20 protein-coding genes are annotated in these 14,936 nt (G+C 64.4%); all 20 read left to right on the top strand.

Features of this window, described 5'->3' with window-relative positions:
* Nucleotides 1-12: 12 nt before the first annotated feature.
* The 20 genes from DYI42_RS09950 (at nt 13) to nuoK (ending at nt 14,933) form a co-directional block, all read left to right on the top strand.
* Nucleotides 13-1,230: a hypothetical protein gene (locus DYI42_RS09950; protein WP_213545781.1), complete on the top strand. Its 1,218-nt coding sequence runs from the start codon at nt 13-15 to the stop codon at nt 1,228-1,230.
* Nucleotides 1,231-1,360: 130 nt separating this feature from the next.
* Nucleotides 1,361-1,726 (top strand): NADH-quinone oxidoreductase subunit A, encoded by a 366-nt coding sequence (locus tag DYI42_RS09945; RefSeq protein ID WP_213545780.1) that lies wholly within the window; start codon nt 1,361-1,363, stop codon nt 1,724-1,726.
* Nucleotides 1,717-2,307 (top strand): NuoB/complex I 20 kDa subunit family protein, encoded by a 591-nt coding sequence (locus DYI42_RS09940; RefSeq protein ID WP_244867793.1) that lies wholly within the window; start codon nt 1,717-1,719, stop codon nt 2,305-2,307. Before DYI42_RS09945 ends, DYI42_RS09940 begins: the two co-directional genes overlap by 10 nt.
* A gap of 19 nt (nt 2,308-2,326) precedes the next feature.
* On the top strand, nt 2,327-2,941 hold the full coding sequence (locus DYI42_RS09935) for an NADH-quinone oxidoreductase subunit C (protein ID WP_213545779.1): 615 nt from the start codon (nt 2,327-2,329) through the stop codon (nt 2,939-2,941).
* A gap of 59 nt (nt 2,942-3,000) precedes the next feature.
* The gene (locus tag DYI42_RS09930; RefSeq protein ID WP_213545778.1) at nt 3,001-4,218 is read left to right on the top strand and encodes an NADH-quinone oxidoreductase subunit D; all 1,218 of its coding nucleotides are present in this window, start codon (nt 3,001-3,003) and stop codon (nt 4,216-4,218) included.
* 4 nt (nt 4,219-4,222) lie between these two features.
* A complete protein-coding gene (locus tag DYI42_RS09925) occupies nt 4,223-4,432 on the top strand; it encodes a hypothetical protein (RefSeq protein WP_213545777.1) in 210 nt (69 codons plus the stop codon).
* A gap of 8 nt (nt 4,433-4,440) precedes the next feature.
* The gene (locus DYI42_RS09920) at nt 4,441-4,977 is read left to right on the top strand and encodes a hypothetical protein (protein ID WP_213545776.1); all 537 of its coding nucleotides are present in this window, start codon (nt 4,441-4,443) and stop codon (nt 4,975-4,977) included.
* Nucleotides 4,977-6,386: an NADH-quinone oxidoreductase subunit E gene (locus DYI42_RS09915; protein WP_213545775.1), complete on the top strand. Its 1,410-nt coding sequence runs from the start codon at nt 4,977-4,979 to the stop codon at nt 6,384-6,386. Before DYI42_RS09920 ends, DYI42_RS09915 begins: the two co-directional genes overlap by 1 nt.
* A gap of 10 nt (nt 6,387-6,396) precedes the next feature.
* Nucleotides 6,397-6,609, top strand: a complete 213-nt coding sequence (locus DYI42_RS09910) for a DUF5337 family protein (protein ID WP_213545774.1) — start codon at nt 6,397-6,399, stop codon at nt 6,607-6,609.
* Between the two features lie 126 nt (nt 6,610-6,735).
* A complete protein-coding gene (gene nuoF / locus DYI42_RS09905; RefSeq protein ID WP_213545773.1) occupies nt 6,736-8,022 on the top strand; it encodes an NADH-quinone oxidoreductase subunit NuoF in 1,287 nt (428 codons plus the stop codon).
* A complete protein-coding gene (locus DYI42_RS09900; RefSeq protein ID WP_213545772.1) occupies nt 8,019-8,312 on the top strand; it encodes a hypothetical protein in 294 nt (97 codons plus the stop codon). Before nuoF ends, DYI42_RS09900 begins: the two co-directional genes overlap by 4 nt.
* A gap of 157 nt (nt 8,313-8,469) precedes the next feature.
* Nucleotides 8,470-8,886, top strand: a complete 417-nt coding sequence (locus DYI42_RS09895; protein WP_213545771.1) for a DUF5333 domain-containing protein — start codon at nt 8,470-8,472, stop codon at nt 8,884-8,886.
* Between the two features lie 185 nt (nt 8,887-9,071).
* On the top strand, nt 9,072-11,069 hold the full coding sequence (gene nuoG, locus DYI42_RS09890) for an NADH-quinone oxidoreductase subunit NuoG (protein WP_213545770.1): 1,998 nt from the start codon (nt 9,072-9,074) through the stop codon (nt 11,067-11,069).
* Between the two features lie 111 nt (nt 11,070-11,180).
* Nucleotides 11,181-11,525, top strand: a complete 345-nt coding sequence (locus DYI42_RS09885; protein ID WP_213545800.1) for a hypothetical protein — start codon at nt 11,181-11,183, stop codon at nt 11,523-11,525.
* A gap of 14 nt (nt 11,526-11,539) precedes the next feature.
* The gene (nuoH, locus tag DYI42_RS09880) at nt 11,540-12,580 is read left to right on the top strand and encodes an NADH-quinone oxidoreductase subunit NuoH (RefSeq protein WP_213545769.1); all 1,041 of its coding nucleotides are present in this window, start codon (nt 11,540-11,542) and stop codon (nt 12,578-12,580) included.
* Nucleotides 12,581-12,583: 3 nt separating this feature from the next.
* Nucleotides 12,584-13,033 (top strand): hypothetical protein, encoded by a 450-nt coding sequence (locus DYI42_RS09875; RefSeq protein WP_213545768.1) that lies wholly within the window; start codon nt 12,584-12,586, stop codon nt 13,031-13,033.
* A 10-nt stretch (nt 13,034-13,043) separates the two neighbouring features.
* Complete coding sequence (nuoI, locus tag DYI42_RS09870) at nt 13,044-13,538, top strand: NADH-quinone oxidoreductase subunit NuoI (protein WP_213545767.1); 495 nt, start codon at nt 13,044-13,046, stop codon at nt 13,536-13,538.
* Complete coding sequence (locus tag DYI42_RS09865; RefSeq protein ID WP_213545766.1) at nt 13,535-13,945, top strand: carboxymuconolactone decarboxylase family protein; 411 nt, start codon at nt 13,535-13,537, stop codon at nt 13,943-13,945. Before nuoI ends, DYI42_RS09865 begins: the two co-directional genes overlap by 4 nt.
* Nucleotides 13,942-14,556: an NADH-quinone oxidoreductase subunit J gene (locus DYI42_RS09860; RefSeq protein WP_213545765.1), complete on the top strand. Its 615-nt coding sequence runs from the start codon at nt 13,942-13,944 to the stop codon at nt 14,554-14,556. Before DYI42_RS09865 ends, DYI42_RS09860 begins: the two co-directional genes overlap by 4 nt.
* A gap of 71 nt (nt 14,557-14,627) precedes the next feature.
* Nucleotides 14,628-14,933, top strand: a complete 306-nt coding sequence (gene nuoK / locus DYI42_RS09855) for an NADH-quinone oxidoreductase subunit NuoK (protein ID WP_074255352.1) — start codon at nt 14,628-14,630, stop codon at nt 14,931-14,933.
* Nucleotides 14,934-14,936: the final 3 nt, after the last annotated feature.

Here is a 14,936-nt window from a genome sequence, read left to right as displayed (position 1 = left end):
CAGGCCGTTTGCATGACGGTGATGTACCAGACCATTTCCGGCCGAACCGTGGAGGTGCCCGCGCGCCGCGAGCCACCTGAGTTTCCGTGGCCGGACCTCGCCGGGCCGCTTGCAGAGGTTGTCGAGGTGCTGATGCAGTACCGCGATTCCGAGGTCGATCGCCTGGAAAAGCAGCTCGGCGCTGTCAGCGCGGTCCCGGAGGGTCTGCCGGACATCGCGCAGGCCGCGCTCAGGAAGGACCGGGAGCTTGCGCGCGAGATGCTGGAAGAGGGCCGGCAGCGGGTGGCCGCGTCGGTGGCGGAGTATGGCCCATCAGGCCAGGGCTTCGTGCGGGCAATGGGCACCGAACCGGGGCCGGGGCAGTTCTGGGAGACGCTTCAGCGCTTTGCAGCCTTGCGACGTCCGATCCATCGCTACGGCGACGCGGCCTTGCGCGACGTGCAGCGCAGGTTGCTTGAGGCCCTGCCACTCTGCCACCGCCTGCCGATCCTCGCGGAAGTGGTGGCGCCAAGCCTGAAAGCGCGGAAGACCGACCCGTGCGAGGCGATGATGGCCGAATACATGGCCGGCCCCGAGGCCGACTTGAGGGTTTTAGAGCGCGGCATGGCCATCCCTGCAACCGTGGACGCGCTTGAGGTTGATGTGTTGCTGCGCCTGGCCGCGCGCTTTCGGGGGCATCTGGCCGGGCTGGGCGGCTTCAAGCGGTCCGCGAGTGACCTTTCTCAGGACAAGCCGGTCCTCGGCCACGCCGATCTGGTGCCGCGTCCCCTGCCGAAGCTTGAACGTGACGACCTGATAAGGCTGATCCAGAGCCCGACCCCCGCGCCTCGGCATGAAGACGGGCTGGTGCAGTCGGAGCTCAACCTGCTGCGGTTGTCGGCCCTTGGCGCTGCCATGAAGGAGTTGAAGCCCGGCGCGCCGCAGGGAGGCTATCTGAGGGCGAGCCTTGCGACGCAGCCCTACGGCCCGTGGGCCCTAGCCAACCTGATGCAGCTTCCGCAGGCGGCGGTGTGGCCTTATATCGCGGAGAATTTCGACATCCTCGACCGGGCGCTTGGCCTCGCGCCCGCCTCACCACTGGAACCACGCCTTGAACCGCTGAAGGCGCTCGACCACCTTGCACTGCTTCCCGCCACGCCTGCACGTTACCGCGCGCCGCTGGACGCGCTTGCAGCGGGCAAGAATAAGGCACGTGCGGCGCGGGCCAAGGCACTGCTGGCGCGGGGATGAAAACGCCGGAAATTGAAAGGCCTGCAGGTTGACCCTCTCCCGGGGCGGGAGTAAGACCGGACACAGCCACGATGCGCGCGCCCGGGGCCGTCACGGCCCGACCGTGAGGCGCGCGAGAAAGGAGCCGGCTTTGGACGCTTTGCTCAGGGAATACCTGCCCATTGTCATCTTCCTCGCAGTTGCCATCGGCCTCGGCCTGGTGCTGATCCTCGCCGCCGCAGTTCTGGCGGTGCGCAACCCCGATGCGGAGAAGGTGAGCGCCTACGAATGCGGCTTCAACGCCTTCGACGACGCCCGTATGAAGTTTGACGTGCGGTTCTACCTCGTCTCCATCCTTTTCATCATCTTCGACCTCGAAATCGCCTTCCTGTTCCCATGGGCCGTCGCGTTTCAGGACATCAGCATGCTGGGCTTCTGGTCGATGATGGTGTTTCTCGCCGTGCTGACCGTTGGCTTTGCCTATGAATGGAAGAAAGGGGCGCTGGAATGGGAGTGACGGAAAAGACCGACACGCCGCAACTTGCCGACCCGCAGGTGCAGGGCGAGCTGGCCCCCTATGGCCGCACGACGGCGGGCGCCGACAAGGATGTGGCGGTGCAGAGCCTCAACCGTGACCTTCAGGACAAGGGCTTCCTGCTCACCTCCACGGAAGACCTGATCAACTGGGCGCGCACCGGGAGCTTGCACTGGATGACCTTCGGGCTCGCCTGCTGCGCGGTGGAGATGATGCACACCTCGATGCCGCGCTACGATGCCGAGCGCTTCGGGATCGCACCGCGTGCCTCACCGCGACAGTCCGATGTGATGATCGTGGCGGGCACGCTGACCAACAAGATGGCCCCGGCGTTGCGCAAGGTTTACGACCAGATGCCCGAGCCGCGCTACGTGATCTCGATGGGCTCCTGCGCCAATGGCGGGGGCTACTATCACTACAGCTACTCGGTGGTGCGCGGCTGCGACCGGATCGTGCCGGTGGATATCTACGTGCCCGGCTGCCCGCCGACGGCGGAGGCGCTGATGTATGGCCTGCTGCAACTCCAGCGCCGCATTCGCCGCACCGGAACGCTGGTGCGCTGACCCAGGAAGGGACGACAAGATGAGCGATGCTCTGAACGAACTCGGCCAGCATCTGGAGGCGCGCCGCCCCGATTGCGTGGTGGGTTGGGATGTGGCCTTCGGCGAGCTGAACGTGGACGTGGCGCCCTCGAACTTGCGGGGCTTCGTGGAGTTCCTGAAGGTGGACGCCAATTGCCGCTTCTCGACGCTGGTGGACATCACCGCCGTCGACTACCCCGAGCGGGACAAGCGGTTTGACGTGGTTTATCACTTCCTCAGCATGTACCAGAACCAGCGCATCCGCCTGCGGGTGGCCGTGCGCGAGGATGAGATGGTGCCCTCGATCGTGGGCGAGCACCCCAGCGCCAACTGGTTCGAGCGCGAGGTGTTCGACATGTTCGGCATCATGTTCTCGGGCCATCCCGACCTGCGCCGCCTGCTGACCGACTACGGCTTCCGCGGCCATCCGCTGCGCAAGGATTTCCCGACCACGGGTTACACCGAGGTGCGCTATGACGAAGTGGAGAAGCGGGTTGTCTACGAGCCGGTGAAGCTGACGCAGGACTATCGGCAGTTCGACTTCATGAGCCCCTGGGAAGGTGCGGAATACATCCTGCCCGGCGACGAGAAGACGGAAGAGGCCAAGAAGGGCTGACGCCCGCGGAATCAGTGGCGCGGCCGGCGAGGCGGCGCAGCACGGAAAGGGTCCGACAGATGGACGGCAAGGGTTTTGAGGACGCGCTGACAGGCGAGCAGCAGATCCGCAATTTCAACATCAACTTCGGCCCGCAACACCCTGCGGCGCACGGTGTTTTGCGGCTGGTGCTTGAGCTGGACGGAGAGATCGTGGAGCGCTGCGATCCGCATATCGGCCTGCTCCATCGTGGCACCGAAAAGCTGATGGAGAGCCGCACCTACCTGCAAAATCTGCCCTATCTGGACCGGCTCGACTATGTGGCGCCGATGAACCAGGAGCACGCCTGGTGCCTCGCCATCGAGAAGCTCACGGGCACACCGGTGCCGCGCCGCGCCAGCCTGATCCGGGTGCTGTTTTCCGAGATCGGCCGCATCCTGAACCACCTGCTGAACGTGACCACCCAGGCGATGGATGTGGGCGCGCTGACCCCGCCGCTCTGGGGCTTCGAGGAGCGCGAAGACCTGATGATCTTCTACGAGCGGGCCTGCGGCGCGCGGCTCCACGCGGCCTATTTCCGGCCCGGTGGTGTGCATCAGGATCTGCCGCCGGAACTGCTCGACGATATCGAGACCTGGGCCAAGAAGTTCCCGCAACGGCTTGACGACATTGACGGGCTGCTGACCGAGAACCGGATTTTCAAGCAGCGCAACGCCGATATTGGCGTGGTTTCCCAGCAAGAGGCGCTGGATTGGGGCTACTCTGGTGTGATGGTGCGCGGCTCGGGCATGGCCTGGGATCTGCGCCGCGCCCAGCCCTATGAGTGCTACGACGAGTTCAAGTTCGAGATTCCGATCGGCAAGAACGGCGACTGTTACGACCGTTACCTGGTGCGGATGGAGGAGATGCGGCAATCGACTTCCATCATCCTGCAGGCCATCGAGAAGCTGCGGGCGCCGGAGGGGCAGGGCGACGTGATGGCGCGGGGCAAGATCACCCCGCCGAAGCGCGGCGAGATGAAGCGCTCGATGGAAGCGCTGATCCACCACTTCAAGCTTTATACCGAAGGCTTCCACGTGCCCGAGGGCGAGGTCTATGCCGCCGTCGAGGCGCCCAAGGGCGAGTTCGGCGTTTATCTGAAGGCCGATGGCACCAACCGGCCCTACCGCGCCAAGCTGCGCGCGCCGGGGTATCTGCATTTGCAGTCGATGGACCACATTTCGAAGGGCCATCAGCTCGCCGATATCGCCGCGATCATCGGCACGATGGATATCGTGTTTGGCGAGGTGGACCGCTGAGCCGATGACCGCGAGCCTCGTTGCCATCCTGATGCTCATCTCCGCGCTGTCGGTCACGATCTTCGTGGCGCGGCGGGTGCCTTCGGCGCTGGTGGCCTATCCGGTGGCCATCGTGGCGGGCGGGGCGACATTTGTGGCCCTGTTCATGCTGTTCACCTTCACGCTGTCGTTCGCCATTCTGAACGATATGCCGATGTTTCCGCATGCGGAGTGAGGCGGGGCATGCGCTGGCCGGGGGGCAACATGGTGCTGGCGGGCTCGACGCTGGTGGCAGCGATCTTCGTGGCGGTGCAGGCCTTCTATGCGCGCAACTCCTTCGTCGCGGCGCAGGAGTCGCGGCTATTGGAGAAGAAGCTGGAGCTTTGCCTGGAGAACTTCGACGCCGCCGCAGCCCTCGACCGGGCGCTCAGGCAGGCTGCGCCGGGGCCGGGCATCGAGGAGCACTGGCCGCCGAAGCTGATGGTGGAGAGCGAGGCGCGGGTTTCCGCGTTGCAGCGCACCGTCGTGCCGCGGCTTGACGATTTTCAGAGCGGGCTTGCCAAGGCCTCGATCCTCGGCCCGCTCGACAAGTATCGCGCCTATCTGGCGCAAAAGCTGGAGGGCCTTTCAAAGGGCCTTCTCGATATTCCCGCGGGCCAGGCCGGCCAGGGCGGGTTGACGGATGACAATCTCGCGGTCATTGCCGCGTTGAGTGAATTTCTGGGCGCGCAATACACGGTCTTTACCGGGTGCCGTCTGGTTGCCGAAGGAGAGATTTGATGCTGCGCCGCCTCTACCACGATCAGCCCGAGAGCTTTGCCTTCACCGAGGCCAACCAGAAGTGGGCGGAAGGGCAGATCACCAAGTATCCGGAGGGGCGGCAGGCCAGCGCCGTGATTCCGCTGCTGTGGCGGGCGCAGGAGCAGGAGGGCTGGGTGACGCGCCCGGCCATCGAGCACATCGCCAAGATGCTTGGCATGGCCGATATCCGGGTGATGGAGGTGGCCTCGTTCTACTTCATGTTCCAGCTGCAACCTGTTGGGTCTGTTGCGCATATTCAGGTTTGTGGCACCACGAGCTGCATGATCTGCGGCGCGGAAGACCTGATGGCTGTCTGCAAGGAAAAGATTGCCGCCAAGCCGCATGAGATTTCGGAAGACGGCAAGCTGAGCTGGGAAGAGGTCGAGTGCCTCGGCTCCTGCGCCAACGCGCCGATGGCCCAGATCGGCAAGGATTACTACGAGGATCTGACCGCCGAGCGGTTTGGCGAGATCATCGAAGAGCTCCGTGCGGGCAAGGTGCCGGTGCCGGGGCCGCAAAATGGCCGATATGCGGCCGAGCCGCTGAGCGGGCTGACCAGCCTGACCGAGCATGAGAGCGGCAAAACGAAGTATAATGCCAGCGTGCAGCTTGCGACCGACCTGGGCGATACCGTGAAGCGGATCGACGGCACCGAAGTGCCGTTGCTCACCCCCTGGGCGGGCAAGAATGCCACGCCGACCAGTCGCGCCCGGGCTGATGCCGCCGGTTGGGAGAACACCGAGGTTTCGGCCTCACCGGCAAAGAAGAAGGCGGCTGCGAAGGCTGCCGAGGCCGACCACGAGAAGGTGGATGGCGCAGGCGATGCAGAGCGCGCTGCCGACGCGGGCAAGTCTTCGGACGATACGAAAGGGCAGGCCACCGCACCGGCGGGCGCGGCTGGTGCTGATGCAAGCGCGCGCGATGGCGGCAAGGCCTCCGAAGCCAAGGGCGACAAGCCGGGCCCGAAGGCAGGCGGGGACGCTGACACCGCGGGCCGCGCATCGGAACAGCCTGTGGACGCCGACACGGAAGCCGCCAAGGATGGCGCCGCAGGTGCCTCTGGCCCGAAGGGCGCGAAGGATGAAGTGCCGGCCGCCGTTGGCGAGAAGCCCGGCACGCTTGCCTCACCGCGTGGCGGCAAGGCCGACAACCTCAAGGCCATCAAGGGCGTGGGCCCCAAGCTTGAAGAGCTCCTGCATTCCATGGGGTTCTATCATTTTGACCAGATTGCACGCTGGACCGAAGCCGAGGTGGACTGGGTGGATGACAACCTCGAAGGGTTCCGGGGCCGGGTGCGCCGCGACGACTGGGTCGGTCAGGCCAAAACTCTGGCCTCCGGGGGCGAAACCGAGTTTTCTGGCCGGGTAAAGAAGGGCGACGTCTACTGAGGCGGCGCGCGTGAGCCCTGAGGACGAGAAGGCCTTTGCCCGTGCCGGTCGCCGGATTGCGCTTCTGATCGCCGCCGCCGGGCTGCTCGCCATTCTGGCGCCCTGGCTGGTGGTGAAGCTGGGGCTGGCGGCGCGGTTTGAGCTGCTGATTTACCTCGTGGCCATGGCCTGCTTCGTCTTTGCCATGGTCAACCTTGCCGCAATGTGGCGGCGCCGAAAGTAAGACCTGCCCCGGGGGTGCGACGCCACGGGGCAGGGAAATGTAAATCTGCCGGTGCCACAACGCACTGGCAAAGGCGCGGGGGTTCAGCTATCTCCCGTGTTGCGAAGCCGAATTTGGAGCCAGCCCATGTTGCAGGACAGCGACCGCATTTTCACCAACATCTACGGCATGCATGAGCGCACCCTGAAGGGCGCTCAGGCGCGCGGGCATTGGGACAATACGGCAGACCTGATCAAGAAGGGGCGCGACTGGATCATCGAGGAGATGAAGGCCAGCGGGCTCAGGGGCCGGGGTGGCGCGGGCTTTCCGACCGGGTTGAAGTGGAGCTTCATGCCCAAGGAGAGCGACGGGCGGCCTGCCTACCTTGTTGTAAACGCGGACGAATCGGAGCCGGGCACCTGCAAGGACCGCGAGATCATGCGGCACGATCCGCATACGCTGATCGAAGGCTGCCTGATTGCCAGCTTCGCGATGAATGCCCACACCTGCTACATCTACATCCGCGGCGAATACATCCGCGAGCGCGAGGCGCTGCAGGCGGCGATCGACGAGGCCTATGACGCCGGTCTGGTGGGCAAGAATGCCGCCGGCTCGGGCTGGGACTTCGACATTTTCCTCGCCCACGGGGCAGGGGCCTACATCTGCGGCGAGGAAACCGCGCTGCTGGAAAGCCTTGAGGGCAAAAAGGGCATGCCGCGGATGAAGCCGCCATTCCCGGCGGGCGCGGGCCTCTATGGCTGCCCGACCACGGTGAACAACGTGGAATCGATTGCCGTGGTGCCGACGATCCTGCGCCGGGGCGGCTCCTGGTTTGCAAGCTTCGGGCGGCAGAATAACGCAGGCACCAAGCTCTTTGCCGTTTCCGGCCACGTCAACAACCCGTGTGTCGTGGAAGAGGCGATGTCGATCAGCTTCGAGGAGCTGATCGAAAAGCACTGCGGCGGCATCCGTGGCGGCTGGGACAACCTTCTGGCGGTGATCCCCGGCGGCTCTTCCGTGCCCTGCGTGCGCGGGGAGAACATGAAGGACGCCATCATGGACTTCGATTACCTGCGCGGCGAGCTGGGCTCGGGCCTTGGCACGGCGGCGGTCATCGTGATGGACAAGAGCACCGATATCATCAAGGCGATCTGGCGCTTGAGCAAGTTTTACAAGCACGAGTCCTGCGGCCAGTGCACTCCCTGCCGTGAAGGCACGGGCTGGATGATGCGGGTCATGGACCGGCTGGTGAAAGGCGAGGCCTCGGTGGAAGAGATCGATATGCTCTTCGACGTGACCAAGCAGGTCGAGGGCCATACGATCTGTGCGCTTGGCGACGCGGCAGCCTGGCCGATCCAGGGGCTTATCAGAAACTTCCGCGATGTGATCGAAGATCGGATTGCCGGCAAGCGCGGTGCGATCGCGGCAGAATGACCAACGCTGTTGTTGTCTTGGGCCAGGGCATCGGCCTGCTGTCGATGCTGATCATGGCCGGGGCGATTGCACTGATTGCGCTGCGCTCTGGGCGAGGCGTGGGGGAGGCCGTTGCTTATGGCGTCGGCTTCCTGTTTCTGGCGTGGGGCGCGCCCTACATTCTGCAGGTCTTGGGCAGCTCCGCCGGCTTGCCGCACGAGGTCATCTTCATGGCTTATCCGATCTGCTCGCTTCTGGGCGCGCTTCTCGTGCTGAGCCTCGCACTGCGACGCTGGCCGCGCCCGCAGTAGCGGGTTTTCGCCAAACTTCATGAGAATCAAGGACATGTGAGGCCGTGTCAGTGGATGACACGGGCCTTGTTATTGCATAGCCACCGTGGTGGCCCCATCTGGTTCACCGAAGCCGAGGCGCGGATTGCGCCCAAAACGGACAGAGAAGGTGAATGTGATGAAACATGCAGGCAAGGTGCTGACGGGCGCGGTGTTGGCCGTGATGGTTGCGCTTGGATTCTCCGGTGCGGCGGCGGCAAAATCGCTGGCTGACAGCAAGGCGGTGAACGGCGGCCTCATCTCGGTGGGGATCGCGCTGGAAATCTCGGAGAAGTGCCCGGACATTTCGGCGCGCACCATTCGCGGCTACACCTTTCTGAATGCGCTCAAGAAGCAGGCGCGCTCCGAGGGGTTCTCGGATGCCGAGATCGATGCCTATGTGGACGACAAGGCCCAGAAGGCGCGGCTGATCAAGCAGGCAAAGGCCTACATGGCCTCCAAGGGTGTGGACGGCAGCACCGAAAGCTACTGCAAACTGGGGCGCGACGAGATTGCCGCAAACACCCAGGCGGGCAACCTGATGCGCGCACGATAGGCCGCATCGCCGCCGCGCCGCGGCGACGTGGGTAAGGCGCGGCGAGGGTTAAGGATTTTTCGGGGGCGTGAGGGTTGAATCTCACCCCCCGAGACGCCTACAAGAGCGCAGCATCACCCGGATGCGGCGCGGCGGGGCAGGGGCCCATGGCAGGTGCCGGTTCGGGGCAGCCAAGAGGGCCCCGCATGAGCGACCTGCGCAAGATCATCATTGATGGCAAAGAAGTTGAGGTAGAGGGCGCGATGACGCTCATCCAGGCTTGTGAGCAAGCCGGGATCGAGGTGCCGCGTTTCTGCTATCACGAGCGCCTCAGCATTGCCGGCAACTGCCGGATGTGCCTGGTGGAGGTTGTGGGCGGCCCGCCCAAGCCTGCCGCTAGCTGTGCGATGCAGGTGAAAGACCTGCGCCCCGGCAAGGACGGCGAGCCGCCGGTGGTGAAGACGAACTCGCCGATGGTGAAGAAGGCCCGCGAGGGGGTGATGGAGTTTCTTCTCATCAACCACCCGCTGGACTGTCCGATCTGCGACCAGGGTGGCGAGTGCGACCTTCAGGATCAGGCGATGGCCTATGGCGTGGATTTCTCCCGCTACCGCGAACCCAAGCGCGCGGTTGACGACCTGAACCTCGGCCCGCTGGTCGAAACTCACATGACTCGCTGCATCAGCTGCACCCGCTGCGTGCGCTTCACCACCGAGGTGGCCGGGATCACTCAGATGGGCCAGACCGGACGGGGCGAGGATGCCGAGATTACCTCCTATCTGGGAGAGACGCTCGACAGCGAGTTGCAGGGCAACATCATCGACCTGTGTCCGGTCGGCGCGCTTGTCTCCAAGCCCTATGCCTTCACCGCCCGCCCGTGGGAACTGACCAAGACCGAGTCTATCGACGTGATGGATGCGCTTGGCTCCAACATCCGGGTGGATGTGAAAGGCCGCGAAGTGATGCGCATGCTGCCCCGCAACCATGACGGGGTGAACGAAGAGTGGCTTTCCGACAAGTCGCGTTTCGTCTGGGATGGCCTGCGCCGTCAGCGGCTCGACAAGCCTTACATCCGCGAGAACGGCAAGCTGCGCCCCGCAAGCTGGGTCGAGGCGCTGGCCAAGGTGGGCGAGGCGACCAAGGGCAAGAAGATTGCCGGGCTGGTCGGTGACCTGGCGCCGGTGGAAGCCGCCTTTGCGCTGAAGCAGCTGATGGAAAGCCGGGGTGGCCACGTGGAGTGCCGCACCGATGGTGCCAAGCTGCCTGCGGGCAACCGCTCTGCCTATGCGGGCACAGCGCGCATCGAGGATATCGACAGTGCCGAGTCGATTGTGCTGATCGGCACCAACCCGCGCGCCGAGGCACCGGTGCTGAACGCGCGCATCCGCAAGGCATGGCTGCGGGGTGCCGATGTGTCGCTCGTCGGCCCGGCTGCCGACCTGACCTATGACTACACTCACCTCGGCACCGACCGCGGCGCGCTTCCCAAGTTGAAAGAGGGGCGCGAGGATACGGTGGTGGTGATCGGGCAGGGTGCGCTGCGCGAAGCCGATGGCGCCGCTGTTCTGGCTGCCGTGATGAAGGCCGTGGGTGATGGCAAGTTGCTCGTGCTGCATATGGCCGCCGGTCGCGTGGGCGCGATGGATGTGGGTGCCGTGACGGATGGTGGCCTTGAGGCTGCCATTGACGGTGCGGAGGTGATCTGGAACCTCGGTGCAGACGAGGTGGATGTGGCCGAGGGGCCCTTCGTGATCTACCAGGGCAGCCATGGGGACCGGGGTGCGCACCGGGCCGATGTGATCCTGCCCGCCGCGGCATGGACCGAGGAAAACGGGTTGTTCGTGAACACCGAGGGCCGCCCCCAGCTGGCGTTCCGCGCCGGTTTCCCGCCGGGCGAGGCAAAGGAAAACTGGGCGATCCTGCGTGCCGCCTCGGCGCAGATGGAGGGCGAGGCCCAGCCGTGGGACAGCCTTGCGCAGCTGCGGCAGGCGCTGGTGGCGGAGGTGCCGCATCTGTCGGGCGTCGACGCGGTGCCTGAAAACGAGTGGACCCCGCTGGATGAGGGCACGCTCGGGGAGGCCGACTTCGTGACCGCGATCAAGGATCACTACCTGACCAACCCGATTGCACGCGCGAGCCAGGTGATGGCGGAGCTTTCCGCGAATGCCAAGGCCCGGCGCGAAGCGCCGATGGCGGCGGAGTAACCCCGGGTGCGGTTTGGCCCCTCTCTGCTGGCCCTCGGGCTTGTGGCAGGGTGCTCCACCGGGGCACCCGAGGGGCATGGCATTGCCTTCGACAACCCCGAGGGCGATGCGCTGCCCGAGGTGGTGGGCCGTCGTGCGCTGCCCTTCGAGCCGACCTATCAGGGCATCGAAACCCGCCTGCTGGATGGCGATCTGGTGGGCTTCATCGTCGAGATGCAGGGCGCACGCGACGAAGAGGACGTGGAAGACTACGCCCTCTGTGCCGCCGCCCAATACACGCTGATCCGGGGCTACGGATTCGTGCGTCACGTCCGCACGCGGGTGGCCGAAGAGGCTGGCCTTTGGCGGGCGGATGCTGTTTACACCATATCGCCAGCGCTCCCGAGCGGGCCGACCAATATCGACGCGGAAGTGACGGTTGAGGATTGCAAGGCTCGGGGCATACCCACGGTTTGAGGACGTAAGGCAGAATGGCAGATTTCTTCACGAACACCGGATTTGGCATCGTCCTCCTGACCGTCGGGCAGGTGCTTTTGCTGGTGGTCCCGCTGTTGGTGGCCCTGGCCTTCCTGATGTATGCCGACCGCAAGATCTGGGCCGCGGTCCAGATGCGCAAGGGCCCCAACATCGTGGGCGTCTTCGGGCTTCTTCAGTCCTTCGCCGACTTCGGCAAGTACATCGTGAAAGAGATCGTGGTGCCCGCAGGGGCCGACAAGGCGGTGTTCTTCCTTGCACCGATGGTCAGCCTCGTCATGGCGCTGATCGCCTGGGCGGTGATCCCCTTCAATGACGGTTGGGTGCTGGCCGATATCAACGTGGCCATCCTCTACGTCTTTGCCGTCTCCTCGCTTGAGGTCTACGGCGTGATCATGGGCGGCTGGGCCTCGAACTCGAAGTACCCGTTCCTCGGCTCGCTGCGCTCTGCGGCGCAGATGATTTCCTACGAGGTTTCCATTGGCCTCATCATCATCGGCGTGATCCTCTCGACCGGCTCGATGAACTTCGGCGCCATCGTGGCCGCGCAGGATACCGGCTGGGGCCTGCTCGGCTGGTACTGGCTGCCGCACTTCCCGATGGTGTTCCTGTTCTTCATCTCGGCGCTGGCCGAAACCAACCGCCCGCCCTTCGACCTTCCGGAAGCGGAGTCGGAGCTGGTGGCGGGCTACCAGGTTGAATATTCCTCCACCCCCTTCCTGCTCTTCATGATCGGCGAACTGGTGGCGGTGGTGCTGATGTGCGCTCTGGTCACGCTGCTCTTCTTCGGCGGCTGGCTGTCGCCCATCCCCGGCTTGCCTGACGGCATCCTCTGGATGGTGCTGAAGATGGGTTTCTTCTTCTTCATCTTCTCGATGATCAAGGCGATCACCCCGCGCTACCGCTATGACCAGCTGATGCGGATCGGCTGGAAGGTGTTTCTGCCGTTCTCGCTGGCCTGGGTGGTGCTTGTCGCTTTCCTCGCCAAGTTCGAAGTCTTCGGTGCCTTCTGGGCGCGGTTTGCGATGGGAGGGTAAACCATGAGCGAAGAAGAACAGACCCCGGCCGAGGCTGTGGCGACCTGGATGGAAGAGGCGCCGCACCAGACGATCTACAAGGAAGCCGGCGAGTTTCGTTCGGTGATGCTCTCGAGCTTCGGGGCCGACAAACCCAAGTGGGACCAGATCAATCCGGAAAGCACCGCGATGGTGGTGAACAACTGGCTCGCGCAAGACCGGCTCGGCTACGACCTGCCGCAGCTTGAAGGCGAGCAACTGGCCAAGACGGGGCAGGTGGTGAACGAATGGTTCGCCGGGCTGGCCCAGAAGGTGAAGACGCCCGCGCTGGTGACGGTGGATGACTTCACCGGCGTGCTGCACGCGCTCCATTGCTCGCTGAGGGGCATCGACCCCTTTGCCGAGATGAAGGAGCAGGAAGAAAAGATGAAGAACGCGCCCAACATGCGCAGCGATTTCAACCTCCGGGGATGACGAGAACCTGATGACCCAGATCGACTGGAACCGCGCCACCAAGTATTTCCTGCTGTCCGACTGGATTGCAGGCTTCCGGCTTGGGCTGAAATACTTCTTCGCGCCCAAGGCGACGGTAAACTACCCGCACGAGAAGGGGCCGCTCAGCCCGCGCTTCCGGGGCGAGCACGCGCTGCGGCGCTACCCGAACGGCGAGGAACGCTGCATCGCTTGCAAACTCTGCGAAGCGATCTGCCCGGCGCAGGCGATCACGATTGATGCCGAGCCGCGCGAAGATGGCTCGCGCCGGACCACGCGCTACGACATCGACATGACGAAGTGCATCTACTGCGGCTTCTGCCAGGAAGCCTGCCCGGTGGATGCCATCGTGGAAGGCCCGAACTTCGAGTTCGCCACCGAGACCCGCGAGGAGCTGTTCTACGACAAGGCCAAGCTGCTGGCGAACGGCGAGCGCTGGGAGGCAGAGATTGCCCGCAACCTCGAGCTGGACGCGCCTTACAGATGACCAACGACTTCACCAAGCTTTTCCAGCAGCTCATGGAGCAGGGCCAGGAGATGGCCAAATCGGTCAACCCTGATCTGGCGTCGTTCAAGATGCCGGGCATGGGAGATTTCATGCCCACTATGCCCAAGGACATGATGGAAATGTGGATGGGCAAGACGTTCAACCCTGAGGGGCTGGACGCACGCACCCGCCTGCTGGTGACGCTCGCGGCGCTCACGGTGCTGGGCGCGCAGGCAGAAGACCAGATCACCCTGACGGTGCGCCACGCGCTGGAGGCCGGGGCCACCCCGCAGGAGGTGGCCGAGGTGATCGCCATGATGAGCATGTTCGGCGGCGTGCCGGCCATGACCAAGGCGATGGAGCTGGCGCAGGCCGAAATTCAGAAAACCAAGGGAGAGGGCGCATGACGGTCGCCGACTTCGCCTTTTACGTGGCCGCGTTCATCGTGGTGGTGGCGGGCTTCTTCGTGGTGGTCAGCCGCAACCCGGTGCATTCGGTGCTCTGGCTGATCCTGAGCTTCCTCAGTGCCGCAGGTCTCTTCGTGCTGCTTGGGGCCGAGTTCGTGGCGATGCTGCTGGTGATCGTCTACGTGGGCGCGGTGGCGGTGCTGTTCCTCTTCGTCGTCATGATGCTCGACGTGGATTTCGCCGAGCTGCGGGGTGAGATGGCGCGCTACGTGCCGCTGGCCGCCCTGATTGGCGTGGTGCTGCTGATGGAACTGGGCATGATCTACGGGGCCTGGGCCTCGGCCGATGGCGTGGCGGTGGCCGGGAGCCTAGGCGAGATCACCCCGGTGAACAGCCCCAACACCGGGCTTCTGGGCATGGTGATCTACGATCAGTATTTCCTGCTCTTCCAGGTTGCCGGGCTGATCCTGCTGGTCGCCATGATCGGCGCCATCGTGCTGACCCTGCGCCACCGGACCGACATCAAGCGGCAAGACGTGCTGGCCCAGATGTACCGTGACCCGGCCAAGGCGATGGAAGTTGTGGACGTGAAACCGGGGCAGGGGCTTTGACCGCCAATCTGCTTCGGACCCGGGCGGCCTGACCGCACCGGACTTGTGAACGAGAAGAAACGAGGGACCAGATGGTCGGACTGGAACATTACCTGACGGTGGCCGCCGCGCTCTTCGTCATCGGCATCTTCGGGATCTTCCTGAACCGGAAGAACGTCATCATCATCCTGATGTCGATCGAGCTGATGCTGCTGGCGGTGAACATCAACCTCGTCGCCTTCTCCGCCTTTCTGGGCGATCTCACGGGGCAGGTCTTCACCCTCTTCGTGCTGACCGTCGCCGCCGCAGAGGCCGCCATCGGCCTCGCCATTCTCGTCTGCTTCTTCCGCAACCGTGGCACGATCGCGGTGGAAGACGTCAACAACATGAAGGGGTAAGGG

This window comes from Vannielia litorea, from assembly GCF_018424695.1.
GTDB classification, from domain to species: domain Bacteria; phylum Pseudomonadota; class Alphaproteobacteria; order Rhodobacterales; family Rhodobacteraceae; genus Vannielia; species Vannielia litorea_A.
This window is presented reverse-complemented; position numbering and strand designations above follow the sequence as displayed.

Excerpts from the sequence above, each read along its gene's own strand:
- DYI42_RS09935 (WP_213545779.1), top strand. The coding sequence starts at position 2,327 with ATGAGCGATGCTCTGAACGAACTCGGCCAGCATCTGGAGGCGCGCCGC.
- nuoF (WP_213545773.1), top strand. The coding sequence starts at position 6,736 with ATGTTGCAGGACAGCGACCGCATTTTCACCAACATCTACGGCATGCAT.
- nuoK (WP_074255352.1), top strand. The coding sequence starts at position 14,628 with ATGGTCGGACTGGAACATTACCTGACGGTGGCCGCCGCGCTCTTCGTC.
- DYI42_RS09920 (WP_213545776.1), top strand. The coding sequence starts at position 4,441 with ATGCGCTGGCCGGGGGGCAACATGGTGCTGGCGGGCTCGACGCTGGTG.
- nuoI (WP_213545767.1), top strand. The coding sequence starts at position 13,044 with ATGACCCAGATCGACTGGAACCGCGCCACCAAGTATTTCCTGCTGTCC.
- nuoH (WP_213545769.1), top strand. The coding sequence starts at position 11,540 with ATGGCAGATTTCTTCACGAACACCGGATTTGGCATCGTCCTCCTGACC.
- DYI42_RS09925 (WP_213545777.1), top strand. The coding sequence starts at position 4,223 with ATGACCGCGAGCCTCGTTGCCATCCTGATGCTCATCTCCGCGCTGTCG.
- DYI42_RS09930 (WP_213545778.1), top strand. The coding sequence starts at position 3,001 with ATGGACGGCAAGGGTTTTGAGGACGCGCTGACAGGCGAGCAGCAGATC.
- DYI42_RS09875 (WP_213545768.1), top strand. The coding sequence starts at position 12,584 with ATGAGCGAAGAAGAACAGACCCCGGCCGAGGCTGTGGCGACCTGGATG.
- DYI42_RS09860 (WP_213545765.1), top strand. The coding sequence starts at position 13,942 with ATGACGGTCGCCGACTTCGCCTTTTACGTGGCCGCGTTCATCGTGGTG.
- nuoG (WP_213545770.1), top strand. The coding sequence starts at position 9,072 with ATGAGCGACCTGCGCAAGATCATCATTGATGGCAAAGAAGTTGAGGTA.
- DYI42_RS09940 (WP_244867793.1), top strand. The coding sequence starts at position 1,717 with ATGGGAGTGACGGAAAAGACCGACACGCCGCAACTTGCCGACCCGCAG.
- DYI42_RS09915 (WP_213545775.1), top strand. The coding sequence starts at position 4,977 with ATGCTGCGCCGCCTCTACCACGATCAGCCCGAGAGCTTTGCCTTCACC.
- DYI42_RS09900 (WP_213545772.1), top strand. The coding sequence starts at position 8,019 with ATGACCAACGCTGTTGTTGTCTTGGGCCAGGGCATCGGCCTGCTGTCG.
- DYI42_RS09865 (WP_213545766.1), top strand. The coding sequence starts at position 13,535 with ATGACCAACGACTTCACCAAGCTTTTCCAGCAGCTCATGGAGCAGGGC.
- DYI42_RS09950 (WP_213545781.1), top strand. The coding sequence starts at position 13 with ATGACGGTGATGTACCAGACCATTTCCGGCCGAACCGTGGAGGTGCCC.
- DYI42_RS09895 (WP_213545771.1), top strand. The coding sequence starts at position 8,470 with ATGAAACATGCAGGCAAGGTGCTGACGGGCGCGGTGTTGGCCGTGATG.